The following is a 25,964-nucleotide window of genomic DNA, read 5'->3' on the forward strand; positions in this document are numbered from 1 at the left end:
GGTCGATCGGCCGCGCCTGATTCACGAACATGCTCGAGGTCGTCAGCACGCGGTGATAGGGTTCGCTACGGGACCGGGGTGATAGCGCCAGGACCGCTTGCGGCGCAATGGAAACGTCCTTGCGACTGCCTCGGACGAGCTGAGATCGAAACAGCCCTCGGTGAGATGGAATCGGACGCTCGGCAGCTTCTCAAGAAAGGGTCGGCTTCCGCCAACTTCTCATCGACAAGACCAAATGAGCGTCCCATTCCCTCCAATCTTCCGGTCGCCACGCGTGACGCGACCACAGATTGCGGACGGCGTCGACCGGCTCAGAGCCCCTCGACTTCCCAGCCGCTGCGATACTTCTTGCGGACCAGCGCCGTGGCCTCGGGGGAATTGACGACCTTGAGGGACGGGGCGTCCCATTCGAGGGTCGTCTGGGGGAACCGGGTGGCGAGGCAGCCCAGGAGCACCATCTCGGTCAGCGGCCCGGCGTAGGCGAAGGGGGCCGAGGCCTGGCCCTCGCCGCGGCAGGCGTCGAGAAACTGGACGTAGTGGTCCGCGCCCTGGACCTCGGGGAGCTTGGTCTCCTTGAACTTGTCCTCGGGCAGCAGCACCGGGGCGTCGATGTAGGGGGAGTAAAGGACCCCTTCGGAGCCGATGTAGATCGAGCCCTGGCCCGCCATCTCGCGGCCGCCAAGCAGCGCCTTGATCTCGTCGGAGGGGCGGTGGGCGCCGTTGTACCAGTGGAGCGAAAGCTCCTCGGCGGTGTGGGGGGTGGCGGGGAAGACGTAGTGGACGCGGTTGTCCAGGCCCCAGCTGTCGGCGCCGGGGGTGTCGCCGTCGGAGCGGACGGACTTCGGCGCGGTCAGAGCGAGGGCCTCATACACCGGGTCGAGGATGTGGCAGCCCATGTCGCCGAAGGTGCCGGTGCCGAAGTCGAGCCGCTTGCGCCAGTTGCCGGGGTGATAGTAGCCGTCGAGGAACGGCCGCTCGGCGGCCACGCCCAGCCAGCCGTCCCAGCTCAGGCCGGCCGGAACGGGGTCGGTGCGGTCCGGGCGGGGGTTGCGATCGCCCCAATCCTTGCCGCTCCAGCTGTGGACCTCCTTCACCTTGCCGATGGCCCCCGACTTGATCGTGGCGACGACCTGGCGATGGACCGGGTGCGAGTGGATCTGGATGCCCATCTGGGTGACCAGCTTGGTCTCGCGCGCCGCGGCCTCGGTGAGCCGGCGGGCCTCATGAATCGTCTGGGTCAGGGGCTTCTGGCCATAGACGTGCAGCCCGCGCTGGAGGGCGCTCATGGCGATCGGGGCGTGCATGTGGTCGGGGGTGGAGACGTTGACGGAGTCCAGCCCCTTCTCCTTGTCCAGCAGCTCGCGCCAGTCCTGGTAGACCGTCACGTCCGGGAACAGGCTCTTGATCTCGCCCGTGCGCGAGAGGTCGACGTCGGCCACGGCGACCAGCTTGAAGTGCGGGCTGGCGGCCAGGCTGCGGACGTCGGCCAGGGCCATGCCCGAGGCGCCGAAGCTGGCGTGGCGGAGCGTCTCGCTGGGGGCGGCGAGGGCGTGCTTGCGGAAGACGCCCGGCGCGGCGAGGGCGGCGGCGCCGGCGGCGAGGCCCCGGAGGGCGGAGCGGCGGGTGATCTGGTGGGCGGGGGCGGGCATGAACACATCTCCGTGCGTTGGAACGGGAAGGCGGGATGGAGCCATCCTAAGGGCCGCCGCCCTCCCGTGCAACTCGGCAGGGGCGGCCCGCCCGATCAGGCGCCGGCGGGGGAGGGGGCCGCCCGCAGCCGGGCGAGGTCGCGAGCGGGGGGCTCGCCGAAGGCCCGCCGGTACTCGCGGCTGAACTGCGAGGGGCTCTCGTAGCCCACGCGGTAGGCGGCCTCCGCCGCGTCGAGGCCGCCCACCAGCATCAGCCGCCGCGCCTCCTGCAGCCGCAGCCGCTTCTGGTACTGGAGCGGGCTCATCGCCGTCACGGCCTTGAAGTGCTGGTGCAGCGTCGAAGGGCTCATGCGCGCGGCCTTCGCCACGTCCTCGATGCGGAAGGGCTCGGCGTAGCGGCGGCGGATCCACTCGATCGCCCGCGCGACCCGCTGCGACAGCCCCCCCTCGGCGGCGATCCGACGCAGCCGCCCACCTTGCTCGCCGGTGAGCAGCCGATAGGCGATCTCCCGCAGCACCAGCGGGGCCAGCGCGGGGACGTCCCGGGGCGTCTCCAGCAGGCCGACCAGGCGCGAGACGGCGTCGAGCAGGGGCGGGTCGAGCGTGCTCACCGTCAGCCCGCGGCCCGGCGGCTCGGCGTCGATCGCGACCGGCGCGTCGGCCATCAGCTCGCCGACCTGCCCCAGATCCAGGTCGATCTTCGCCGCCAGGTAGGGCTCCTCCGAGGAGGCCGTCGTGACCTGTCCCACGACCGGCAGGCCGACCGAGACCAGCAGGAAGTGCGAGGGGTCGTAGACGTAGGCCTCCTCCCCCAGCAGCACACGCTTGCTCCCCTGGGCCACGACGCAGAGCGCCGGCTCATACACGCAGTCGCACGGTTCGCTCGCCATCGACGAGCGATACAGCGTGACCGGCCCGATCGCCGTCGGGTGCACGCCGTCCGTCGCGGCGATCCGGCCGATCAAGGCCGCCAGTTCGTTCGCGGGCATCTCCCCTCCGCTCCTCTCGCTCAAGTCCGACAGGCCGTGGTCCCCGGACAAGTCTAGGGACGCCGCCCCGGCGCGGCTACGGCGAAGCCGGAAACCGCCGGAGGATCGGGCAAGAACCGCCGAGGATCGGGTTACCGATGCGGCGGGCGTCCCGCCTAGAATCCCCCCGGGATGCGGGGAGGCCTCGCATCGGTCGCACGCCCGTCTCGGAGGATCCGGCAATGTCCGACTGGAATGAGAAGGTCGAGGAGAAGGTCGTCGTCGTCACCGGGGCCAGCAGCGGCATCGGCGAGGCCGTCGCCCGGACGCTCGCGAAGGAAGGGGCCCGCGTCGTCCTGGCCGCGCGCCGGGTCGACCGCCTGGAGAAGATCGTCGCCGAGATCCGCGAGGCCGGCGGCCAGGCCCTGGCGCACGCGGTCGACGTGACGAAACCCGAGGACTTCCAGGCGCTCGTCGACGCGACGGTCGCGCACTTCGGCGGCGTCGACGTCCTGGTCAACAACGCCGGCGTGATGCCGCTCTCGCCGCTCGCGGCCGGCAAGGTCGACGAGTGGCGGCAGATGGTCTCGGTCAACGTGATGGGGGTGCTGCACGGGATCTCGGCCGTCTACCCCCGGTTTCGAGAGCAGGGCCGGGGTCACCTCGTCAACGTGTCGTCGGTGGCCGGCCACGTCGTCTTCCCCGGCGCGACGGTCTACTGCGCGACCAAGTTCGCCGTCCGGGCGATCTCCGAGGGCTTCCGCCAGGAGTCCGGGCCGAACATCCGCAGCACCATCATCTGCCCCGGCGCCGTGGAGAGCGAGCTGGCGTCCCACATCACCGACGCCGGCCTCCGCGAGACGATCAGGTCGTTCGAGTCGATCGCCATCCCGGCCGAGTCGATCGCCCAGGCGGTCCTGTACGCGATCCGCCAGCCGGCGACCGTCGACGTCAACGAGATCATCGTCCGGCCGACGGCGCAAACGCTCTGAACCGACGCCGGCCCCGGGGCCCCCCCCGGGGCCGCGCGCCGGGTCGCGGTCAGTACGAGTCCGAGCTGATGACCTCGCCGCCGGCGCGGGTGCCGATCGCCCACCAGACGGGCATCGACACCGAGGTCTTGATGAACCTCACGCTGCCGTCGCCCATCGCCGCGTTGACGCCGCCGGAATGGAAGCTCGACGCGTTGACGTAGTCGGCGTGGCGGGCCTGCGGGCAGCAGTTGTTGCGGCAGGCGCCCCACCGGACGGAGCCGCCGCCATTGGGCGGGACGACCGTGTTGAACATCGTGTAGCCCATCGCGCCGGTGGACCACCGGAAGCCCGCCCCCTGGGTGCCGCCGCCGTCGGTCTGGTACTTGAGCGTGCAGGCCTGGATGTCGGCCATCACGGCGGGGAGGCCGACCCTGTTGACGTCGATCTGGTAGACGGCCGTCAGGTTGCCCGCCCCGCCGGTTCCCTTGCCGGGCCGCTTCGAGTAGTTGCCGTCGCTGTCGTCGGCGATGCACTCGGAGAAGGCGATCGTGTTCGACGTGCCGTCGGTCACGTCCTGCACCCCGTACGAGCGCTGGTACGCGAACAGGCCGGAGCTGACCTGGGCGTTGGTCGCGTTCGGCGTCGCCTCCGGGTAGCCGATCGTCGAGGTCCCCATGCTCGCCGCGTAGCTGTTGTTGGCCCCGAACGACTCGCCGGTCGTCTGCTTGCCGGCGTTGCCGTCCGAGGGGCAGAGGAACGCGTTGATCTTCGTGTACGTCGCCGTCGAATTGGCGAGGAACCCGTAGTTGTTCGCCCACTCCGGCGCGAAGCTGAAGTTGCAGGCCGAGTAGATCGTCCCCCCCTCGATGTAGCCCAGCAACAGGGCCTGGGCGCTCCAGTTGTTCCACATCGGCAGGTCGTTGGGGTTCGTCGTGTAAGGGTTCAGGCTCGCCCCCAGCGGGAACGAGTTGAGCGCCGAGTGGTAGTTGTGCATCGCCAGCCCGATCTGCTTCAGGTTGTTCAGGCACTGGGCGCGGCGGGCCGCCTCGCGCGCCGACTGCACGGCGGGCAGTAAGAGGGCGATGAGGACGGCGATGATCGCGATCACCACCAGAAGCTCGATCAGCGTGAAGCCTCTCTTGGTCGCATGTCGCAAGGGAATCCTCCTCGGGAAAGGGGCGAAGGACGGATCGGGACGTTCGGCGAGGCCGGTTCGAGGCGCTCCGGGCGCGTCGCCCGGCTCACCGCTTCTTCTTGGCCTCCATCTGCGACTTCATGAAGTTCTCCATCTGGTCGTTCGACTTCTTGAGCGCGGGGTCGACGCCGGCGGGCGCGTCGCCGCTTGGCGGCACCTCGCCGCAGCCGGGGCCGAGCGTGACGAGCAGGCCGAGGGTCCCTAGCAAGAGGGGGACTCGGCACGGGATCGGCCGGGATCCATGACGCATGGGTGTCAGCTCCAATAGGTCGACTGGGCGTGAGGGGCGATGCGGTCCGCCGAACGGCGTTACGGTTCCACGCGGGCGGACGCATCCGAGGCCGCCACTGATCGCCGTATCTCGCATATGTAGGCTCGATTCATACCCGACCCCTCGACGGATATCCAGCGCGAAGATTCGGATTCGTGAAAACCTACCCGCATTCTCGTGCGACTCTTCGTCGCGTTCGAGAGCCGTGCCTCGGCGAAGGAGGGGGGCGTGGTTCACGACTTCCCCCTCGCGGTTCATCCGAGTGCGAGGGATGATTCTCGAGGAGCAACATGGGTGACCGTTGACACGCCGGCATGGCCGCCGCACAATCTCCGCTTGCATCACAGCGATCCAATTGTGAACCCTCGCTTCGTTAGCACATATGACTTAACGCGGGAGATCGTGATAACGCGTGATCAAGGAAGGATCGTCCGGGGGGCTCTGGCGACTCTCGCGATGCTCGTCCCGGCTTTCACGGCCCAGGCGGGGCTCGTGACGGTCGGATTCACCGGGACGGTCACGTCGATCCCCGACCCGACCGGCGTCTTCGCCGGCGCGGCGGTCGGCGATACGTTCACGGGCACGGTGGTCTACGACACCACCGCCGCCATCGGCACCCCGGGCTCCAACCCGGCGCAGTACCTGGACACGGGCGCGTCCACCCCGCCGTTCGCCTCGCCGCTGGGGATCTCCTTCACGCTCAACGGCGTGACCATCGACGCCCGCTACACCGGGGGCATGCTGGCGACGATCCAGAACGACCTGGCGTCGAACCCGGCGTACCCGGACGCCTTCCTCGCCCAGGCGTCGGCGGCGAGCCCGGGGGCCGGCGCCTTGAATCCGACGATCGATCTCATCCTGGTCGACAGCACGGGCACCGCCCTCGGCTCGACCGACCTGCCGACCAGCCTCGACGCATCCTGGTTCACCGACGGCCAGCTCCGCTTCTCCAACAACACGGTGGGGAACGTCTTCGACATCTTCACCGGGACGATCGACACGACGGCCGTCGCCGTCCCAGAGCCGTCGAGCCTCGCCCTGCTGGGCCTCGGCGGCCTCGCCGCGCTCGGCCTGGCCCGGCGTCGCCGCCTCGCCGCCTGAACCCCGGCCGACTTCCCCCCCCGGCGCCGCCGCGATACGATCGGCGCCCGGGGAGGGCACGGCTATGAACGACGAGACCGGCGAGATCCCGCAGCACCACAACCAGCTCCGCCGCTGGGCCGCCGAGCACAGTGCGGATCGCGTGGAGTACGAGGCGTTCCGCAGCCTGGCGGAGGCGAGGAAACGCCCCGATGCGGCGGCGATCCTGGATACGTCCTGGGACAGTACGCTGGCGGTGTTCCCCGTCTCGCGGATCGTCGCGGACGAGGCGACGCTCGACCTCCTGCTGGCCGACCTGGAAGCCGTGGTCCACGAGTTGGACGACGAGGTGTCGAAAACCTCGGCCGCACCTTCTCACGGCCGCGTCTTCTACGAGACGATGGCTGCGGTGAGGGCGACCCACTGGGACGTCGGGGACCACCTCTGGCTCGACGACGAGCTGTTCGCGGTCGACCTGGCGAAAGCCGTCGAGGACGTCCTCCGGGGCGTCTCCCCTCGGATCGACGCGGGAACGCTGGACCGCATCCCGCTGATGCGGGAATGGTGGCCGGCCGTCGAACGCGGGGACGTGGACGCCGTCCGCGACCTGCTCGATCGGGGCGTCCGCCCCGACGCCGGGGACCGGGCCCGTTTCACCGCCCTGGCGAGGTCGACGAGGGACGGCGACCTGGCGATGATGCAACTCCTGCTCGATCGCGGGGCGGACCCGAACGCCCCCGGTTGGCAGACACGTACGCCGACGACCGCCGCGGCGTCCCGGGCGGCGGACTGTGCGGGGGAGCATGCACCCGATCCCCGGCCTCTGGAGATGCTCCTGGCGGCCGGCGGCCGGCTCGGCATGCGTGAGGCCGTGATCCTCGGGGACGTGGACCTGGCTCGGAAGCTCCTCGACGAGGATCCCTCGATCGACCTCTCCGGCGACGCCCGCTACATCTCCGATATGACCTTCCTCAAGGTCGCCGCCATGCACGGGCACCCCGACATGGCCCGCTATTTGCTCGACGCGGGCGCGGACCTCGAAGCGTGTGAGCCCGAGTTCGACTTCGGGTGGACGGCCCTGTCGGTCGCGGCGCTCGAAGGGCGGGCGGACGTGGTCGCCCTTCTGCTGGACCGGGGTGCCGCGATCGACTACGAGGACCTGACCGGGCGAACGCCGCTGGCGCTCGCCGCCGAGCACGGGCGCGACGAGGTCGTCCGCCTGCTGTTGGACCGTGGCGCCGCGCTCGACCACGAAGTCCTGCCCGGCTGCACGCCGCTGGCGCTAGCCGCCGAGCACGGGCGCGCGGAAGTCGTCCGCCTGCTGATCGACCGGGGGGCCCGCCGGGGCCTGCTGGATTCCATCGTCCTGGGCGATGCGGCCGCCGTGGCCGGTTTCCTGGATTCGCATGAGCATGCGCCGGAACAAGAGCTTGAACTGCTGGACCTGGCCGTCCGGACGGCGAACCTGGACATCCTCCGCATGGTCCTGGAGTCCCTGCCCAGACGGAGGCGAGGGCTGGAGCCGAGCCCCCTGGCCGGCAGCCTCCTCTTCGAGGCCGTGAGTTCGGGCCGACTGGAGGTCGTCAAGCTCCTGATCGACCATGGCTCCGATCCGTTCCAGCCCCGCTACGACGGCCTGCTCCCGGTCGACCTGGCCGAGCGCGAAGGCCACGCCTGCATCGCCGAGTTCCTGCACGCCAGGCGCGTAGAGGCGGACGAACGTCTGCGGTGGGACTACTGAAAAGGCCGTCCCTTCCCCCGGCGGGGCAAGGCGCCGCGCGGCAGCGTAGGGGAGGGGCGCCCCCGAAAGTCGTCGCCTTCTTGCATGTCCGCCTTGAGGGTCCCCCTCGTCGGGCCTTCGGCCGCCTTCTCCCAACGGGCGGGGGAGGGGGGGCGGCTGCGGCCCGGCGGCGTCTTCAAACCGGGCCCGGCGCGTCGTATAGTGCAGGCCTTGGGCCGGGGCGGCGTGGCTCCCGGCGTCATCGAGGGATTCCATCGCATGTCGATGCGAGGAGAGGGCGGCGCGATGCTTCGAATGGGGAAACTCCGGGCGGCGGCGGGACTGGCCGCGGCGCTGGCGGCGCTCGGGACGGCCCGGGCGGACGTCAAGATGCCGGCGATCTTCGGCGACCACATGGTCCTCCAGCGCGACCTGAAGCTCAACGTCTGGGGCTGGGCCGAGCCGGGCGAGGACGTGACGGTCAAGTTCCACGGCCAGGAGAAGGCCGCCAAGGCGGGCGACGACGGCAAGTGGAAGGTCGTGCTGGACCCGGTCGGGGCCGGCGGGCCGTTCGAGATGGTGGTCTCGGGCAAGAACTCGATCACGTTCAACGACGTGCTCGTCGGCGAGGTCTGGATCTGCTCGGGACAGTCGAACATGCAGTGGTCGCTGGCGAACTCGTTCGACGGCGACCTGGAGATCGCCGCCGCGAAGAACCCGAACATCCGGCTGATCTCGGTGCCGCAGGTCGGCACGCAGGAGCCGCAGAACGATTTCAAGGGGGAGTGGAAGGTCTGCTCGCCCGAGGCCGTGGCGCCGTTCTCCGGGGTCGGCTACTTCTTCGGCAAGCAGTTGCAGGAGACGCTGGGTGTCCCCGTCGGCCTGATCAACGACGCCTGGGGCGGCTCGGCCTGCGAGGCCTGGGTCCCGCGCGAGAAGCTCGCCGCCGACGCCAGGTACGCGGACCTGCTCGCCTCGTGGAAGGAGCGCGAGGACGGCTACGAGGCCGCCAAGAAGGCCTACGAGGACGCCAAGGAGACGGCCAAGGCCGAGGGCAAGCCCGGCCCCCGTCCGAACGAGGACCCCGCGGCCCAGATGCGCGGGAACTACCGCCCCGGCAACATCTTCAACGGCGTCCTGCTGCCCACGATCGGCTACGGCATCAAGGGGGTGATCTGGTACCAGGGCGAGTCCAACGCCGGCCGCGCGTACCAGTACCGCGACCTCTTCCCGCTGATGATCCAGACCTGGCGCGAGCTGTGGGGCCAGGGCGACTTCTCGTTCTACTGGGTCCAGCTCGCCGACTTCATGGCCGAAAAGCCCGAGCCGGGCGACAGCGCCTGGGCCGAGCTGCGCGAGGCCCAGACCCAGACCATGAAGCGCCTGCCCAACACCGGCGAGGCCGTCATCATCGACATCGGCGAGGTCAAGGACATCCACCCGAAGAACAAGGCGGACGTCGGCAAGCGGCTGGCCCGGTGGGCCCTGGCCCGCGACTACGGCGTGAGCGTCCCCTACCAGAGCCCGACCTACAAGGCGATGGAGAAGCACGACGGCAAGGTCGTGCTGACGTTCGACCACGTCGCCGGCGGCTTCCGGCCGTTCGACGTGCCCGAGCTGAGCGGCTTCGCGATCGCCGGCGCGGATAAGAAGTTCGTCTGGGCGAAGGCCAAGGTCGTCGGCCCGGACAAGGTCGAGGTCTGGTCCGACGAGGTCCCCCAGCCCGAGGCCGTCCGCTACGCCTGGGCCGACAACCCGGTCTGCAACCTCTACAGCGCCGCCGGCCTCCCCGCCACCCCGTTCCGCACCGACGACTGGCCGGGCGTGACCGAGAAGAACACCCGCTGAGATCGGCGCCCGAGTTGCGGCGTCGATCCCCTCGACGCCGCGACCCGCCCGACTCCCGGGCGGCGCCGGCGCGCCGCCTCGGGGGACTTCCCTCCCATGCCGACCGCCAGCGACCCGAAGGCCCTGGCCGGAACCGAGCCCTGGGACGCCGACGAGGCGTTCCGGCGGCTTCGGGAGGCGGTGCGAGAGTACCCCAAGGCGGCGGTCTTCGACCTCCGCGACCGAGGGTTCGACAGCCCCTTCCAGGTGCTGGTCGCCAGCCTGATCTCGGCCCGAACCCGCGACGAGACGACGCTCGCCGTCGGCCTCCGTTTGTTCCCGATCGCGCCGACCCCCGAGGCGACGCTGGCGCTGGGAGAGGCCCGGCTGGCCGAGTTGATCCGCCCGGCGACGTTCCCCGAGCCCAAGGCGCGCGACATCCTGGAGATCTCCCGACGGATCGTGGAGGAGCAGGGGGGCCAGGTCCCGGCCACCATCGAGGGGCTGACGGCGTACCGCGGGGTGGGGCCGAAGATCGCCGCGCTGACGCTGGCCGTGGCCTTCGGCACGCCGATCGTGCCGGTGGACGTCCACGTCCATCGCATCGCCAACCGCTGGGGCCTGGTCGCGACCCGGACCCCCGAGGCGACTCAGGCGGCGCTGGAGGCGGCCCTGCCGGAGCGCTACTGGATCGAGGCCAACGAGCGGCTCGTCCCGTTCGGCAAGTTCGTCTGCACGGGGGTCGCCCCCCGGTGCTCGACGTGCCGGCTCCTGTCGATGTGCCGACGGGTCGGGGTGACGGCGAGCCGATAGCCCCGGTCGGATCAGTCGGGCGCGACGACGCCGCCGCGCGACCGCCACCACTGCTTGAGGCGTTCGAGGCGGAGGTAGTTGCGCTCGCGGCCGGACTGGGTCGCGGCGTCGAAGCGGTCCATGTTGCGCTCGATCTGGTCGTACTCGACGGGGTCGATGTACCAGTTGAGGGTCTCGACGTTCTGGGCCGCCTGACCGACCTGAATGGTGTCGCAGGTGAAGACGACGGTGCGGAAGAACTCGTCGTCGCCGGTCAGGCGTTTGAAGACGTCGTGCAGGACCGCCAGGTTCTCGTCGTTGCGGAAGAACATGGACGATTCGCGGGCCATGGCGACCCCCTGTGCCGGGATCGCCACCGAGCGCGCGCCGTCGTGGATCAGGGTGAGGAACTGGGGGACGAGGCCGACGCCCCAGGCCACCCAGTCGTACAGGCCGACGGTCGTCTCAGCCGCGGGCTTGGCCGGGGCGTAGACCTCCTGGTCCAGGATCTTCAGCCGCTTCTCGTTCCGGAACGCGCGGATCTGGACGACGAGGACGCCCCCCGTGTTGCGGCGGAGCCAGTCCTTGTGGCTGTTGATCCAGGCCGAGCCCAGGTTCACGCCGTAGTTGTCGTAGTAGCCGGCGTCCACGACGTGGCGCGCCGGGAACGTGGGGAGGGTGACGACCGAGGTGATGAACGGGAACGTGGCGCTCATCCGCACGGCCGAGGCCAGGCGGAGGTGCTCCAGGGCCTGATGCTCGGCGAACAGCTTGGAGAACTCCATCGACGAGAACGAGCTGAGGGCGGGGTATTCCAGGTCGTAGTCGTCGACCTCGTCCACCGTCTTGAGGCGGCCGTCCTTCTTGGGCTTGGTCGCCATGTAGCGCTTGACGAGGGCTTCGCGGCTCTCGTCGAGCAGGACGCCGTTGAGGTGGACGGTCAGGTCGGCCAGCGGGAGGTTGCCGATCAGGACCCGGCGGCCGTCCTCCACGAGCATGGGCGAGAAGACGATCGAGGGGATCATCCCGGCCCGCTCCTTCTCCGCCAGGTCGCCGAACGTCCGCGCCAGCTCGGGCGCGTACCGGAGCCAGACGTCCTCCAGCTTGTCGCCCCGGTTGTAGACCGGGAACGGGATGAGGGCGTTGGGGAGGAAGTCGCGGAAGGCGATCTGCCAGGCGATGGGGCCGAGGAAGTCCGGGTGGTCGCCGCCGCCGGGCATGACCTGATCGTCCGGGCTCTCGGCGTGCAGCGCCACGTAGCGCGCCGCGCCGAGCATGCCGCCGGAGGCGCCGGTGATCAGCCGGGCGTGGCGGTGGAAGCCGGGGAACGTCTCGTCGAGCCGGCGGAGCACGGCCTGGGTCCAGACCCCCGCGCGGAGCGCGCCGCCGCTGGTCGTCACCACCACGACGATCGGCTTGCCCCGCCCCCCCGCGCCCGGCCCGGCGGAGTCGGAGCCCCCCCAGCGCATGCCGGCCAGCCAGCGGTCCAGCAGCTTCTGGCGAGCCGCGAAGTCCGCCGCGACGTCGGCCAGCGCCCGGGACTTCTGGAACTTCGTCAGGTCCACCACCTTGCCGTACGATTCCGGCTTGGACTGGCTGAGGCTCAGGTGGTATCGATACTGCTCCCGCAACGGCGGGTAGAGGTCGGGCGAGCCGGGGGTCACGCCGGCCAGGTCGCGGACCTCCACGTCGTAGTCCAGCATCCCCGACGCGGCCACCAGGGTCACGATCGAGACCGCGGCGATCACCCGCGACTTGCGGTGCTGCCGCACCCCCAGCCAGACCACGAACGTCGTCAGCACCCCCAGCAGGATGCAGAGCGAGAACGCGGGGGGGAAGATCCGCTGCGTGGTCCCGGGGAAGATCCAGGCCACCAGGTACAGGATCCCGACGATGATCAGCATGTTCTTGGCGTTGCCCTCCGGGTCCAGCCGGTCCGAGTCCAGCCGCCAGAGCTGGGCGAAGTCGATCCGTCGGTGGATCAGCTGCCGCCGCAGCTCGTTGAGCCGGGTCGGGATCCGGGTGACGACCACCACCAGGGCCGTCGCCACGCCCGCCGCCAGGCCCAGCAGCCAGGGCTTCGCCACGATCTCCTGCACGGCGCCGGCGCGGATCGTGGGGAGGACCGCCGGCAGCGCCAGCACCGTGATGATCGGCGAGGCCGCGAAGAAGACGAACCAGCCCATCTGCTCGCTGGCCGAGGGCTCCGTCGGGACGAACCGGTCGAGCACCGGCGGCAGGAAGTGCCGAATCGTCGGCGCCAGGCTGTCCCAGGCCCGATGCTCCGGGTCCTCGCGATGGGCCTCGTAGTCGCTGACGAACAGCAGGTACAGCATCCAGAACATGAACAGGGTCACGCCCAGGGCGGCCGTGAACTGGTCGCTGGGCTCGGGGCTCCAGAAGAGCCCCGGCATCCCCATGCCCGAGAGCCCGCCGTAGACCAGCCAGAGCAGGAGCGCCACCCCCAGCAGCAGGATGTGGTTCGCCAGCCCCGTGTGGACGAGCCGCCAGAGGATCGGGTACAGCCGCCACGTCGAGACCGCCGTCAGGCCCAGCACCAGCGTCAGGATCGTCCACTGCGAGTCCAGGAAGATCCGCGCCACCGTCGGCAGGTTGGAATCGGCCCCGCTCGCGCCCCCGCGCGCCACGCTCAGGAGCTTCTGCGGGTCCACCTTCGTCCGGGGGCCCCCCCCGGAGCCCTCCGCGGCGAACGACAGGCAGTACGCCAGGTAGAACGGCGCGAGGGCCATGATGATCCAGGCCAGGCCCGCCATGCGCAAGCCCCAGCCGTCCCCGCGCCACGGGCGCTCCTGCGTCGTCGATGCGGCGTCCGCCATGCTCCGGCCGTCCTTAACTTCAAGCGTTCCCGCGACGTCGGCGTCCCTGCCGAGTTCGTGTTCGAATGGACCCCCACAATGCGTCAGGAGCCCGGGGAAATCAAGAGCGATCGATCGGACGCGGACCGGGGCCGGAGCGGGCCCCGACGCCCCGGACTCGGCCTGCGGGACGCCCCCGGACGCCGAGAAACGCCCATCCCGCCCGGCGGAGCCTCCGGGCTCCCCGGAGGTCGTTTCGCCGCACGGCGGGGCAGCGGAACGACCCGGGCCGCTTTCGCGGGCCGATCCGCCTCCTCGCTCGTCGGATCGGACGCGAGGTCACGGGACGCGGCGCGATCGCTTCGGCCCGTCGAAGATCCAGACGCCGTCGGTCGCGGCCCCGGAGCAAGTCGCGGCGATGCGGTAGCGGTCGTCCCCCCCCTTCGCCTCATACTCCACCCGACGCCCCGAGAATTCCTCGCCGAGCCGAAGCACGAGGTCGTCCGTCGAATCGAAGTAGGACGTCCCGAAGGGGTCGCCCTCCTGGAGGACCCGGAAGTCCGCCGGCCGTTCGACGTTCATGCGGAGGCTGCCGCAGTAGACGTTCTTCGCGTCGCGGCCGTAGGGGAAGCCGAGGACGCGGAACGTATCCCGGTCGGCGTCGACGACGATCGAATCGCGGTAGTAGACGTGGTTCCTATCTCGGGCGTAGTTGCAGCCCGGCAGGAACTCGAAGCTGCCGCCGTCGAAGCCTTCGAGGACGAGGCCGCTGCGGTAGACGTGGTTCTTGTCGCGAGCGTATTTCGGGTCTTCCAGGACGCGGAACGTCGCCACGTCGGCGTCGACCTTCCGCACCTCACGCCCCACGGACTCGTTGAGGATGACGTACGACCACTCCCCGCCGCTTTTCGTGTAACCGGTGCCGCATCCGGACGACGCGGCGCACGCCAGGGCCAAGGTGGACCAGACGGAAAGCCTGAGTGGCATGGCGGATCCTCGCCCTCTCGCGATCGGCGTCGTGTGACTGCTGCGAAACCCGTCTCGCTGCATCGTGGGCCCCACGCTCACGACGGCTCCCGCCGTCCCCGGCCCGGCGGCGTGGAGGACGGCCCGCCCCGCGGCCGCCGAGCACGCGGGCCAGGTCCCTCTCAAGGATTCTGGGTCATCGACGCGGCGTTGCCGCGGGAAATCGAGCCGATTCGGGACGTGGGCCTCGTCTCGAAGCCGTCGGGAGCCCCGGACCGCCTTCTTTGGAGCTCGCGACTTGACCGGGAGGGGGCGCCGGGCCTATGATCCCTCCGGTTTTCCCGACTCCTTTCCCGAGCCGCGCCGCGTCCGACGGTCGATCCGACCGCGGCGACGCGACTCTCCATGCCCGGCGTCGCCTCGATGGGCCTGAATCGACGCACCTTCCCCCCATGGCCGACGAACGCCTCCGGCGGCAGATCGCCTTCCTCGCCGCCCAGCTGATGTACAATCGGACCGAGTCCGAGTATTTCACCGCCAAGCGCAAGGCCGCCAAGCAGCTCGGGGTCGAGCATCGATTCCGGCCCGGCGACCTCCCCTCCAACTCCGAGATCCGCGACCAGATCCAGGCCATGGCCCGGATGCACGAGGGGCCCAAGCGGCTCGACAACCTCCGCGCCATGAGGCTGGAGGCCCTCCGCATGATGCGCAAGCTCGCGCGGTTCCGGCCCCGGCTGATCGGCAGCGTCTGGACGGGCCACGTCCGCCAGGGCTCCGACATCGACCTGCACGTCTTCTCCGACTCGCTCGCCCTGGTGACCGACGTCCTCGACGAGCACGGCCTGGCGTACGAGGTCCAGCACAAGCGGATCGTCAAGTTCGGCGAGGAGCGGGTCTTCACCCACGTCCACGTCGACGACCGCCACCCCTTCGAGCTGACCCTCTACCCCGAGGACAAGCTCTCGTACGTCTTCAAAAGCTCCATCACCGGCAAGGCCATCGAGCGCGCCTCGATCGCCGAGCTGGAGGCGTTCCTGAAGGCCGAGGACCCGGAGATCGACCTGGACTTCGAGGTCGAGCGCGTCGAGGACCACGTCGACCGCTTCGAGCTGTACCGGCTCCTGCTCCGCCCGCTGGAGTCGGTGAAGCAGAACCCCAAATACCACCCGGAGGGGGACGCGCTGTACCACAGCCTCCAGGTCTTCGAGCTGGCCCGCGACGACCGAGCCTACGACGAGGAGTTCCTCCTCGCCGCGCTGCTGCACGACGTCGGCAAGGCGATCGACCCGTCGGACCACGTCGGCGCCGGGCTCCAGGCGCTCGAAGGGACGATCACCCCCCGCACCGAGACCCTGATCGCCCTGCACATGGACGCCCTCGCCTATCGCCAGGGGACCCTCGGCGCCCGCGCCCGGCTGCGGCTGGAGCAGTCCGAGGAGTTCGAGGACCTGATGCTCCTCCGCGAGCTGGACACCCGCGGCCGCCAGCCCGGCGCGATCGTCTGCGAGCTGGACGAGGCCCTGGACTTCCTCCGCGATCTCGCCGAGGAGAACGAGGGCTGAGCGTCGCGTGTCTTCCCTTCCCCCCTGGTGGGGGAAGGTGCCCCGTAGGGGCGGATGAGGGGGACCGTCAAGGCGGACTTCGCAGGGGAGCGACGGCTCTTCCCCCCCCCATCCGGCCTTCGGCCACCTTCTCCCACGAGGGGAGAAGGACGATTCGCGACGGCCGGCTCGATCTCTCCGACCGCGCCCGTGCTGGTCTTCCCCCTACATCCGGCCCTACAGGCTCTCGGATCAGACCCGGATGACCGCCGGGAGCTTGTCGAGGCTCAACCGGCGGTTGGCGGCGACCTTCTGGGCGAGGTCGGGGGGGAGGTTCCCGCGAGCCAGCAGGCGGTCGGCGACGGCGACGGCCTCGGCGTGGCCGTCTGTGTAGTAGAGCGAGACGCCGTATTCCAGCTCCAGCAGGTAGTCGTAGACCGTCCGCCAGACGAACAGCCGGCGGGGGTCGGGACGCGGGACGTCCAGGGCGCGTCGGAAGAACATCCGGGCCGTGTGGAACTCCCGCGCGGCCTGGTAGTGCATGCCGATCTTGTACAGCGGCTCGGCGCGATCGGGCGAGCGTTCGAACGCGGTCAGGTAGGCGGCCAGCACCTCGGGCCAGGCGTCGCCGCGGCGCTCCTTCAGGACGGCGATCTGGAAGAGCGAGCACCAGACCTCCTCGGCCCAGCCCCCCATCGTCAGCCGTCGCGAGTAGTTGCGGATGGCCAGGTCCAGGTCGCCGGCGTCGCGGTAGCTCTGGGCCAGGTAGAAGACGTTGCGGGCGTCGTCGGGGTCTTCCAGCAGCGCCCTCTCCAGCAGGAGGGCGTCGCGGCGGTAGGTCAGCGGGTCGTGCGCGCGGGCGCCGTCGTGGGTGACGACCGTGCGGAGGCCGGGGAGGAAGTCCGAGGTCCGCGCCTCGGGGCAGGTCAGGTACTCGTGCAGCACCCCCTTGTACCGCCAGGGGAGGGCCGAGCGGACGACCTGCTTGCGGTGATAGCAGGTGGACCCGTAGTGGACCGACACGTCGTACGAGTCGGCCCCGAGCCTCGGCCGGGCGAAGCCGTCGTCGAACGCCAGGGTCTCGTCGGCGTCGATCGTGAAGGTGTACGCGGCGCGGTCGCGGGCCGCGTCGAGGACCTCGTTGCGGTTGTGGGAGAAGTCCACCCACGGGCGTTGCAGGAGCGTCCCCGGCAGGTCGCCGAGCGTCTCGCGGATCAGCTCCTGGGTGCCGTCGGTCGAGCCGGTGTCGGCGATCACCCAGGTGTCGATGAAGGGGCGGACCGACTCCAGGCAGCGCCGGATCACCGGGGCCTCGTCCTTCACGATCATGCCGAGGCAGATGGTCGAATCCTGGGCGTTCATCGCCGTCTCCTGTCGAGCCTCCGAGAGATCGCCACGCCGCGAGTCCGCCTCGCGGACCCTCACGATCGCACGTCCGAGGAAGACCATACGACGCGGCGGGGCCGATCGAGGACAAGCTACGCCCGATTCGTCCAACGAGGGTGCTTCATGAAGAAAACAAAATTCAGCCGCCCGGGTCCGACCGGCGGATTTTTCGTTCTAAGGTTTACACCAGTTGATCCGGCCGCATCGTCGGCGTGCCACCTTCATGACACACACCACCTGAGAGCGATACGATGAAGAAGCGACGCAGCATGAAGTATCGTGCGACCCTGAACGACGTGCTGGAGCAGCGGATGGTGCTGAACGCCTCCAACCCGCTCGCGGAGTCGGGGCTGCTGGCGGCCGAGGTCCGCCCCTGGATGGCGAGGCACCGCCAGGTGCGGAACATGATCGAGGCCCCGTCGGCCGATCCGGGGGCCTCGACGGCCGCCCTGAGCTCGAACCCGTCCGCCACGGGCATCCCGGTCGCCGGATTCCGGGGCCGGATCACCGGCGTGTCCAACGGCGAGGTCACGCTGACGTTCCGGGTCTACGACCGCCCTCGGGGCAACGTGATTTTTGAAGAGACGCAGACCGTGGTGGTCAGCTCGCGGACCTTCAACGTCTCGCTCGGCGCCGCCACGCCCGGCGGGCTCCCGGCCGAGGTCTTCGCCAGCGGCCAGTCGCGGTACGTCACCTACACCCGACTCGGCTCCTCGCGACCCAGCGGCACCGGCCGGCTCCAGCCGATCGGCCTGTCGTTCATGAACATCCCCGGCCCTCGGGGCGAGGACGGGGCCCCCGGCGCCACCGGGGCGACCGGCACCACGGGAGCCACGGGAGCCACCGGCCCCGCCGGCGCGCAAGGCGACCCGGGGCTCGACGGCCTGAACGGGGCCACCGGCGCCACGGGGGCCGATGGAGCTACGGGAGCTACGGGAGCTACGGGAGCCACCGGAGCCACCGGAGCCACCGGCGCGGGGGCCACGGGCGCCACCGGGGCCACGGGCGAGACCGGCGCTATCGGCCAGACGGGCGCGACGGGGGCCACCGGAGCCACGGGCGCGACGGGTGCCACCGGGGCCACGGGCGCCACCGGAGCGACGGGCGAGACCGGGGCCACGGGTGCCACGGGGGCCACCGGGGCCACGGGCGCCACCGGAGCGACGGGGGCCACGGGCGCCACCGGGGCCACGGGCGAGACGGGTGCCACGGGGGCCACCGGGGCCACGGGCGCCACCGGAGCGACGGGCGAGACCGGGGCCACGGGTGCCACGGGGGCCACCGGAGCCACCGGGGCCACCGGGGCGACGGGTGCCACCGGCGAGGGCGGCGTCACGGAGGTCGGGTTCCAGAGGGCGGGCGGCGAGGTCGTCGCGGTGACCCTCGGAGGGACCTCCTACACCACGGCGAACATCGCGACCCCGTTCACGGTCGACAGCCTCGACGACGAGATCGTCGTGATGTGGGACGTGACGCTCTCGAGCAGCTTGCTGGTCAGCGTCGGCGTGACGGTCTCCACTTCGCCGAACGCCGTGGACACGTTGAGCGAGGTGAGGATCGACGCCGACCAGGCCAGGAACGCCTTCTCGCTCAACGGCGTCTTCACGAACCTGGCGGCGGGCGACTACTACGTCAGCGTCTTCTTCTACGGGCTCCTCGGCGCGGTGTCGCCGACGAACAGCATGCTGACGGCGTTCCTGGCGGACGCGGCGCCGACGCCCTGACGGTCGGCCGCGGGATCATCGGCGGGCGGGCGGTCCGGTCGCGAGTGCGGCCGGGGCGCCCGCCTCGTCGCGCCGGGGGGGCTCAGCCCCCCGACGAGGCCTTCGGCAGGGCGAGGGCCGGCGACGGCCCGCGAGGCTCGGGCCCCAGGCTGGAGCGCAGGCAGCCGATCTCCACCCGGAGCCGCCGGACGGCCCGGAGGCATCTCGGGCAGGCGTCGACGTGGGATCGCACGACCGGGGAGGCGTGGTCGCCGGCGGCGAAGGCCAGGAGATCGGTGTTCTCAGGGCAGGCGATCGTCCGGGTCATGTTTGAGGTCCTCGTCGTAGCGACGGCAGAGGTCCTTGACCGCCTTGAGGACCCGCCACGAGTTCACGTACACGGCGTTCGCAGTCAGGCCCAGTTCGGCGGCCACTTCGCCGCCGGGGCGCCCCTGGATCACCGAGAACTCGAAGCAGTTCCACACCCGCTCCGAGCTCCGCCGCTTCACCTTGTCGAAGGCGAACCGGAGGATCTGGCGGCGGTGGTCCTGCTCGAACTCCCGGCGCTGCTCCGCCTCCTCGTCCGAGGTGATCTCCAGCACACGCCTCGCCCAGCCGTCGCGAGCCTTGCGCTGCGAGTGCTCCCGGCGAACCCGGTCGATCAGCGCGTTGCGGGCCACGGTGAAGAGCCAGGTCCGGAACCGCGTCTGGGAGCGGTCGTAGGTCTGGATCTTCTTCAGCAGCTTGAGGAAGACGTCCTGCACGAGGTCGTTCGCGTCCCCCTCGGAGAGCCCCTGCTTGCGGAAGAACCCCATCAGCATGGGCTTGTAGATGAGGTAGAACTCCCGCCAGCGGTCCGGGTCCCGGTCCCGCACCCCCTCGATGATCGAGAATCTGGTCGGCGTGTCGGTACTGGCCATGATGTGAGTCCGGCTGTAACAGGGGAATGTTCCGACGTTTCCCATTGGCCCCACGTTCCGTTCCAGCCGACAAGATACCAACAACCATTGGGTGCGGCACGAAAAAATCCGGGAATGTTCTCCACCGCGTTCGCAACCTTGAGCCGCCCCGCACACCGGCCAACCCCGGATACGCCGACCTCGCCTCGACCTTACACCGCGGGGTCGGAATCCCTCGATTACGCCGGTAGAATGGGACGCCGGCCCGATGGGGCCGCGCGACGGGGCGGGGTGGCGAGGGGCCGGAGGCCGAGCATGGCGATCGACGCGTTGATCCAGCGCAAGGTGATGGGGCGGTTCGCGACCGGGGTGACGGTGGTGACCACCGGCGGCTCGATGGGCCTGCACGGGCTGACGGCCAACGCGGTGACCTCGCTCTCGCTCGACCCGCCCCTGATCCTCGTCGCCGTGGACAGGCGGTCGCAGACCCTGGAATTCATCAAGGCCAACCGCTGCTTCGCCGTCAACATCCTCCGGCTCGATCAGGAGGAGATCTCCCAGAGGTTCGCCCGGCCCGGGCCCAAGGACTTCCTCGGCCTCGACCTGACCACCGACGCCACCGACGCCCCGATCATCGCCGGCTGCCTCGCCTACGTCGACTGCCGGCTCCACGACGTCCTCCCCGGCGGCGACCACGAGATCTTCGTCGGCGAGGTCGTCGGCGGCGCGGCGCACGATGGCGAGCCGCTGCTTTACTTCGCCGGCGGCTATCGAAGGCTGGGCGGCTGACGTGGCCGCGACGACGACGCCCCCCGAACAGCCCGAGGCGTCGCCCCGAGGGCTCGGCTTCTCCCGGTCCCACTGGTGGATCCTGGCGGCCGCCGCGCTCGGCTGGATGTTCGACGCCATGGATCAACGCCTGTTCATCCTGGCCCGGACCCCGGCCCTCCGCGACCTCGCCCCCGGGACCGACCCGGCCGACCTGCCGACGCTCGCCGGCTGGGCCACGGCCCTGTTCATCGCCGGCTGGGCCACCGGCGGACTGGCCTTCGGCCTGGTGGGCGACCGCTTCGGCCGGGTGCGGACGATGGGGCTGACGATCCTGATGTACTCCGTGTTCACCGGGCTCTCGGGCCTGGCGCGGAGCTGGCCGGAGTTCGCGGCCTACCGCTTCCTCTGCGGCATGGGCATCGGCGGCGAGTACGCCGCGGGCGTCGCCCTGGTGGCCGAGGCCATGCCCGCCCGCTCCCGCGCCTTCGCGCTGGGGCTCGTCCAGGCGGCCTCCTCGGTCGGCGCCATGATCGGCTCGGGCCTGAGCGTGCTGATCGGCCCCCAGTCGCGCGTCGGCGGCTACGCGGGATGGCGGGTCCTCTTCTTCTTCGGCGTGATCCCCAGCGTCTTGCTCGTCCTGCTGCGATTCCGGGTCCCCGAGCCCGACCGCTGGCTCCGCGCCCGCGACGAGGCCCTTCAGAACCCCGAGCCCGGCCGCAAGCTGGGCGACGTCCGCGCGATCTTCGCCGACCCCGTCCTGCGCCGTCGCACCCTCATCGGCATGACCCTGGGCATGGTCGGCCAGGTCGGCCTCTGGAGCATCGGCCTTTATACGCCGGAACTCGTCCGCGACGCCCTCTTCCTGGAGCGCCGCGCCGCCGTCGCGGCGGAGCTGGCGGGGAGGGGAGGGGCCGCCTCGGCGGCGACGGCCGGCGGCCTCGACGCCCTGGCCCGCGAGTCGGCCGCGAGCACCGGGGCCGACCCCGCCGCGCTCGTCGCCCGATGGAAGGCCGAGGCCGACGGCTACGTCGGCTGGGGGACGCTCCTGCAAGACGTCGGCTCGCTCTTCGGCGCCCCCTTCTGCACCTGGATCGCCGTCCGTTACGGCCGAAGGCGCGCGTTCGCGACGGCCTACGCCATGGCGATGGCCTCGGTCTGGCTGGTCTTCGGCGGCATGTCGCAGGGCCGCGACGTCTACTGGATGCTGCCGCTGCTGGGCTTCTGCACCTGCGGGATCTTCGGCGTCATCGTCCTGTATCTCCCCGAGCTTTACCCGACCCGCCTGCGGACGACCGGCATGGGCTTCTGCTACAACATGGCCCGCTACCTGACCGCCGGGGCCCCGGTCCTGCTGGGGAGGCTGGCGATCGGCGCCGGCGGATACTCCCGCGCGGCGATCCTCATGTCGTTCATCTACGTCTTCGGCCTGGTCGTCGTCCCGTTCGCCGCCGAGACCCGAGGCCGGCCCTTGCCCGATTGATCCGAGCCGACCGAACCGAGGAGACTCGCCCATGATCCGCCCGCTCCCGGCGTCGCTCCTGTTCCTGATCGCGACCGTCGCCGTCTCGGCCGCCGAGCCCCTCGTCATTCGCGAGGGCCTGGTCCTCCCCGGCGGCCGTCGCGGCCGTCGCGAGGCGATCCCCGCCGACCCGATCGTCGCGCGGATCGTCGCCGGGACGTGGGCCTTACCGAAGGCCGGCGAGGCGGCGGACCTCGGCGACGGCCGCGAGCGCAAATGGGAGCCGATCCAGGCCGGCGACGGCGGCTTCCGCGCGGCGCCGGGCTCGTACCTCGTCGTCGACGCCGCCTCGCCCGAGGACCGGACGGCGATCCTCGAGGCCACGGGCCACGGCGCGGCCTACGTGGGCGACGAGCCCCGCGCGGGCGACGTCTACGCCAACGGCTACGTCCGCCTCCCGATCCGGCTCCGCAAGGGGTCGAACCCGATCCTGTTCCTCGGCGGCCGGGGGCGACCGATCCCGGTCAGGCTGGCCGAGCCGAAGGCCGCCGCCGAGCTGAACGCGGGCGACGTCACCGCGCCCGACCTGATCGAAGGGCAGGGGGCCGAGGCCGACGCGGCCCTGATCGTCCTCAACACGACCGACGCGCCCGCCGAGGGCCTGGCCGTCCTCGCCCGCGTGGACGGCGGCGCGGAGGTCCGCACGCCCGTCCCGACCTTGCCGCCGCTCGCCACCCGCAAGGCCCGGTTCGCGATCCGCGCCGAGGCGAAAGTCGGCTCGGATGACCGTCCGCTGGAGGTCCGGCTCGTCGACGCCCGGGGGACGACGCTCGACGTAGCGACGATCCCGCTGCGGAACCGACGCCCCGACCAGGAGCGCAAGGTCACGTTCGTCAGCGACATCGACGGCTCCGTGCAGTATTACGGCCTCGTCCCGGCCGCTCCCGACCCCTCGGGCGCCCGCCCCGGGATCGTCCTCTCGCTCCACGGCGCGTCGGTCGAGGCGATCGGCCAGGCGGCGGCGTATCGGCCCAAGGCGGGGCTGGCCGTCGTCGCCCCCACCAACCGCCGGCCCTACGGCTTCGACTGGGAAGACTGGGGCCGCAAGGACGCGATCGAGGTGCTGGAGAAGGCCTCCGCGACGCTCGGCGTCGACCCCGCGCGGACCTACCTGACGGGCCACTCGATGGGAGGCCATGGCACCTGGCACCTGGGCGTGACCTTCCCCGACCGCTTCGCCGCCGTCGCCCCCAGCGCCGGATGGGTCAGCATGTTCAGCTACGCCGGCGCCGCGCGCGCCGAGGCGCCCGACCTGGTGGACTAGCTGATCGCCCGCGCGGTCAACCCGAGCGACACCCTCGCCCTGGTCCGCAACCTGGAAGGGCGGGGCGTCTACGTCCTGCACGGCGACGCCGACGACAACGTGCCGGTCGCCCAGGCCCGCACCATGCGCGAGCAGCTCGCGACGTTTCACCCCGACTTCGCCTACTACGAGCGCCCTGGGGCGGGCCACTGGTGGGGGAACGAGTGCGTCGACTGGCCCCCCCTGTTCGCCTTCCTGCGCGAACATGCGACGAAGCCCCTCGACCAACTCCGCCGCGTCGACTTCGTCACGATGAGCCCCGCCGTCTCCGCCCGCTCGGACTGGGCGACGATCGAGGCCCAGACGCAGGCCATGAAGCCGACCGCGATCCACCTGGCCTTCGACCCGGAGAAGCGCCGGTTCGAAGGCGCGACCGAGAACGTCGCCCGCCTGACCCTGGACGTCGCGGCGGCGGCCCCCGGCGCGTCGGGCCCGTTCGAGGTCGCGCTCGACGGCCAGGCGGTGGCCGGCGCGACCCCCGACGGCGGCCGGCTGCGGCTCGCGCGATCGAAGGACGGCGCCTGGTCGATCCAGGACGCGCCGTCGCCGCTGGCGCACAAGGGGCCGCACCGCGCCGGGCCGTTCAAGGAGGCGTTCCACCATCGGTTCCTGCTCGTGTACGGCACGGCCGGGACGCCCGAGGAGAACGCCTGGTCGCTGGCGCGCGCCCGCTTCGACGCCGAGACCTTCTGGTATCGCGGCAACGGCTCGGTCGACGTGATCGCCGACGTCGCGTTCCTCGACCCGGCTCGGGCCGACGAATTCCGCGACCGGAGCGTGATCCTCTACGGCCACGCCGAGAGCCACGCCGCCTGGGGCCCGCTCCTCGGCGACGGGCCCGTGCGGGTCGGCCGAGGCGTCGCGCGGATCGGCGACCGCGAGGTCGCGGGCGACGACCTCGCCTGCCTGTTCGTCCGCCCTCGCCCCGGCAGCGACGTCGCCTCCGTCGGCGTCGTCGCGGGCACCGGCATGAAGGGCCTCCGCCTCACCGCCACGCTCCCGTACTTCGTCTCCGGCACCGGGTTCCCCGACCTGACCCTCCTCCGCGCCGGCGACGCCGACCGCCCCCCCCGCGCCGTGGCCGCCGGCTATTTCGGCGAGGACTGGGGCCTCGAATCCGGCGAGTTCGCCCGCCGCGACTGAGCCCGGACTCTCCCTCACCTCGAGCCGACGCGTCGCCCCCCTTAGAGGGTCGCAGACGTGCACCTTTCGCGCCGCGAGCGAACCCCTGCGAAACGACCGCAAACCGCTCGCGCACCGAAACTTAGATCCATAAAAGGATCTTAATGCGCATACGGAATGCTAGTTATTACGGGAATTTCGGTCATTTTCGTCGAAACCCCTTTTCTTGTCGCGACCGACCCGTATAGTTCCACCGTCTGAGTCATCCCGCAGGACACCTATTAGAGGCAACGTTATGAACAAGTTCTTCGCATCGGTCGCCCTCCTCGCCCTGGCTACCCCGGCGTTCGCCGCCGAGAAGGACATCGTCGATACGGCGGTCGGTGCCGGCAGTTTCAAGACGCTCGTCGCCGCCGTCAAAGCGGCCGGGCTCGTCGAGACCCTCAAGGGCGACGGCCCGTTCACGGTCCTGGCCCCCACCGACGAGGCGTTCGCCAAGCTGCCCGAGGGGACCGTCGAGTCCCTGCTGAAGCCCGAGAACAAGGACAAGCTGATCGCGGTCCTGACCTACCACGTCATCCCCTCGAAGGCCATGGCCGCCGACGTGGTGAAGCTCGACGGCAAGTCCGTCAAGAGCGTCCAGGGCGGGGCCGTCAAGGTCTCGGTCGACGGCAAGACCGTCATGATCAACGACGCCAAGGTCATCAAGGCCGACATCGCCTGCAGCAACGGCGTCATCCACGTCATCGACACCGTCATCCTGCCGCCCAAGGAGTGACCTCTCGCCCGGCCGATCGCCGGGCCGGCACACCTTGAGTACTCCCCACGACGCCCGCTTCGGCCCTCCTCCGGCCGGAGCGGGCGTTTCTCGTTCCAGGACCGCCTCAGGCCTTGAACCCGCCCGCAATCACGCCCACAATCGCGGCCGCTTCGTCTCGATCCCCCCGTCAAGGAGACCCGCCGTGGCCGCCGATCGTCAACTCGACCAGTATCTGAAGAGCGTCATCGATCCGATGCTGAAGGAGGATGGGGACAAGGTCCTGCTCCTCTCGTGCATCGACCTGCGCTTCCCGAACCGGATCATCGACACGATGGACGGCCTCGGATATCGCGGCAAGTATTACCACCTGGCGATGGCCGGGGCCTCGCACGCGGCCAGGCACAACGCGGAGTGGACCGCGACGTTCGAGCAGCATCTCGATTTCGCGGTCGCCGAAGGCCATGTGAAGGGCGTGATCATCCTCGACCACATGGACTGCAAGGCCTACGAGCTTTACGAGAACGTGCCGCCGAACAGCGAGGAAGAGCGCCTCAGGCACATCGAGGTGGCTTCGTCCGTCGCGATCGCCGTCGTGGAGCGGCACCCGACGCTGGCGGGCTACGTCCACGCCTACCTGATGCCCAAGGAATTGACCGAGGAGATCGCCCACGCCTGACGGCGCGGATCCCCCTTTCGCCCCCG

22 protein-coding genes are annotated in these 25,964 nt (G+C 70.6%); 13 read left to right on the forward strand and 9 right to left on the reverse strand.

Annotated features, from left to right (window positions below):
- Positions 1–311 precede the first annotated feature (311 nt).
- On the reverse strand, positions 312–1,649 hold the full coding sequence (locus G6O68_RS24570) for a Gfo/Idh/MocA family protein (RefSeq protein ID WP_165251305.1): 1,338 nt from the start codon (positions 1,647–1,649) through the stop codon (positions 312–314).
- Positions 1,650–1,744: 95 nt separating this feature from the next.
- Positions 1,745–2,638: an AraC family transcriptional regulator gene (locus G6O68_RS24575; RefSeq protein WP_165251306.1), complete on the reverse strand. Its 894-nt coding sequence runs from the start codon at positions 2,636–2,638 to the stop codon at positions 1,745–1,747.
- A gap of 221 nt (positions 2,639–2,859) precedes the next feature.
- Between G6O68_RS24575 and G6O68_RS24580 the strand changes: the two genes are divergently transcribed.
- Entirely contained in the window at positions 2,860–3,609 is a 750-nt protein-coding gene (locus tag G6O68_RS24580; protein ID WP_165251307.1) for an SDR family oxidoreductase, read from the forward strand.
- A gap of 49 nt (positions 3,610–3,658) precedes the next feature.
- Here the strand turns inward: G6O68_RS24580 and G6O68_RS24585 are convergent, their stop codons facing one another.
- A complete protein-coding gene (locus G6O68_RS24585) occupies positions 3,659–4,747 on the reverse strand; it encodes a DUF1559 domain-containing protein (RefSeq protein ID WP_165251308.1) in 1,089 nt (362 codons plus the stop codon).
- Between the two features lie 85 nt (positions 4,748–4,832).
- Entirely contained in the window at positions 4,833–5,036 is a 204-nt protein-coding gene (locus tag G6O68_RS24590; RefSeq protein ID WP_165251309.1) for a hypothetical protein, read from the reverse strand.
- A gap of 477 nt (positions 5,037–5,513) precedes the next feature.
- On the opposite strand from G6O68_RS24590, the gene G6O68_RS24595 reads away from it, so the two are divergent.
- The 4 genes from G6O68_RS24595 to G6O68_RS24610 all read left to right on the forward strand — a co-directional run bounded on the left by G6O68_RS24595 (position 5,514) and on the right by G6O68_RS24610 (position 10,497).
- Positions 5,514–6,158 (forward strand): PEP-CTERM sorting domain-containing protein, encoded by a 645-nt coding sequence (locus tag G6O68_RS24595; protein ID WP_165251310.1) that lies wholly within the window; start codon positions 5,514–5,516, stop codon positions 6,156–6,158.
- Between the two features lie 64 nt (positions 6,159–6,222).
- Complete coding sequence (locus tag G6O68_RS24600; RefSeq protein WP_165251311.1) at positions 6,223–7,878, forward strand: ankyrin repeat domain-containing protein; 1,656 nt, start codon at positions 6,223–6,225, stop codon at positions 7,876–7,878.
- Between the two features lie 285 nt (positions 7,879–8,163).
- Positions 8,164–9,705: a sialate O-acetylesterase gene (locus G6O68_RS24605; protein WP_165251312.1), complete on the forward strand. Its 1,542-nt coding sequence runs from the start codon at positions 8,164–8,166 to the stop codon at positions 9,703–9,705.
- A gap of 96 nt (positions 9,706–9,801) precedes the next feature.
- Positions 9,802–10,497 (forward strand): endonuclease III domain-containing protein, encoded by a 696-nt coding sequence (locus tag G6O68_RS24610; RefSeq protein WP_165251313.1) that lies wholly within the window; start codon positions 9,802–9,804, stop codon positions 10,495–10,497.
- Positions 10,498–10,508: 11 nt separating this feature from the next.
- Here the strand turns inward: G6O68_RS24610 and G6O68_RS24615 are convergent, their stop codons facing one another.
- Positions 10,509–13,313, reverse strand: a complete 2,805-nt coding sequence (locus G6O68_RS24615; RefSeq protein ID WP_165251314.1) for a hypothetical protein — start codon at positions 13,311–13,313, stop codon at positions 10,509–10,511.
- Between the two features lie 318 nt (positions 13,314–13,631).
- Complete coding sequence (locus tag G6O68_RS24620) at positions 13,632–14,279, reverse strand: DKNYY domain-containing protein (RefSeq protein ID WP_165251315.1); 648 nt, start codon at positions 14,277–14,279, stop codon at positions 13,632–13,634.
- Positions 14,280–14,710: 431 nt separating this feature from the next.
- On the opposite strand from G6O68_RS24620, the gene G6O68_RS24625 reads away from it, so the two are divergent.
- The gene (locus tag G6O68_RS24625) at positions 14,711–15,820 is read left to right on the forward strand and encodes a tRNA adenylyltransferase (protein ID WP_165251316.1); all 1,110 of its coding nucleotides are present in this window, start codon (positions 14,711–14,713) and stop codon (positions 15,818–15,820) included.
- A gap of 231 nt (positions 15,821–16,051) precedes the next feature.
- Here the strand turns inward: G6O68_RS24625 and G6O68_RS24630 are convergent, their stop codons facing one another.
- Complete coding sequence (locus G6O68_RS24630) at positions 16,052–17,161, reverse strand: tetratricopeptide repeat-containing glycosyltransferase (RefSeq protein ID WP_165251317.1); 1,110 nt, start codon at positions 17,159–17,161, stop codon at positions 16,052–16,054.
- Positions 17,162–17,436: 275 nt separating this feature from the next.
- On the opposite strand from G6O68_RS24630, the gene G6O68_RS33455 reads away from it, so the two are divergent.
- Entirely contained in the window at positions 17,437–18,909 is a 1,473-nt protein-coding gene (locus tag G6O68_RS33455) for a hypothetical protein (RefSeq protein WP_315852140.1), read from the forward strand.
- Positions 18,910–18,991: 82 nt separating this feature from the next.
- Here the strand turns inward: G6O68_RS33455 and G6O68_RS24640 are convergent, their stop codons facing one another.
- Both G6O68_RS24640 and G6O68_RS24645 read right to left on the reverse strand, forming a co-directional pair.
- Complete coding sequence (locus tag G6O68_RS24640; RefSeq protein WP_165251318.1) at positions 18,992–19,216, reverse strand: hypothetical protein; 225 nt, start codon at positions 19,214–19,216, stop codon at positions 18,992–18,994.
- A complete protein-coding gene (locus tag G6O68_RS24645; protein WP_165251319.1) occupies positions 19,191–19,808 on the reverse strand; it encodes an RNA polymerase sigma factor in 618 nt (205 codons plus the stop codon). The genes G6O68_RS24640 and G6O68_RS24645 overlap by 26 nt, the downstream gene beginning before the upstream one ends.
- Before the next feature lie 294 nt (positions 19,809–20,102).
- Between G6O68_RS24645 and G6O68_RS24650 the strand changes: the two genes are divergently transcribed.
- The 6 genes from G6O68_RS24650 (at position 20,103) to G6O68_RS24675 (ending at position 25,938) form a co-directional block, all read left to right on the forward strand.
- Positions 20,103–20,576 carry a flavin reductase family protein gene (locus tag G6O68_RS24650; protein ID WP_165251320.1) on the forward strand — a complete coding sequence of 158 codons (474 nt, stop codon included), beginning with the start codon at positions 20,103–20,105 and terminating at the stop codon, positions 20,574–20,576.
- A gap of 1 nt (position 20,577) precedes the next feature.
- Complete coding sequence (locus tag G6O68_RS24655; protein ID WP_165251321.1) at positions 20,578–22,038, forward strand: MFS transporter; 1,461 nt, start codon at positions 20,578–20,580, stop codon at positions 22,036–22,038.
- Positions 22,039–22,069: 31 nt separating this feature from the next.
- A complete protein-coding gene (locus tag G6O68_RS24660) occupies positions 22,070–23,341 on the forward strand; it encodes an alpha/beta hydrolase-fold protein (protein ID WP_165251322.1) in 1,272 nt (423 codons plus the stop codon).
- Between the two features lie 99 nt (positions 23,342–23,440).
- On the forward strand, positions 23,441–24,523 hold the full coding sequence (locus G6O68_RS24665) for a hypothetical protein (RefSeq protein WP_165251323.1): 1,083 nt from the start codon (positions 23,441–23,443) through the stop codon (positions 24,521–24,523).
- A 274-nt stretch (positions 24,524–24,797) separates the two neighbouring features.
- Positions 24,798–25,280 (forward strand): fasciclin domain-containing protein, encoded by a 483-nt coding sequence (locus tag G6O68_RS24670; protein WP_165251324.1) that lies wholly within the window; start codon positions 24,798–24,800, stop codon positions 25,278–25,280.
- A 184-nt stretch (positions 25,281–25,464) separates the two neighbouring features.
- On the forward strand, positions 25,465–25,938 hold the full coding sequence (locus G6O68_RS24675; protein ID WP_165251325.1) for a carbonic anhydrase: 474 nt from the start codon (positions 25,465–25,467) through the stop codon (positions 25,936–25,938).
- Positions 25,939–25,964: the final 26 nt, after the last annotated feature.

It is taken from the genome of Paludisphaera soli (assembly GCF_011064595.1).
Classification (GTDB): domain Bacteria; phylum Planctomycetota; class Planctomycetia; order Isosphaerales; family Isosphaeraceae; genus Paludisphaera; species Paludisphaera soli.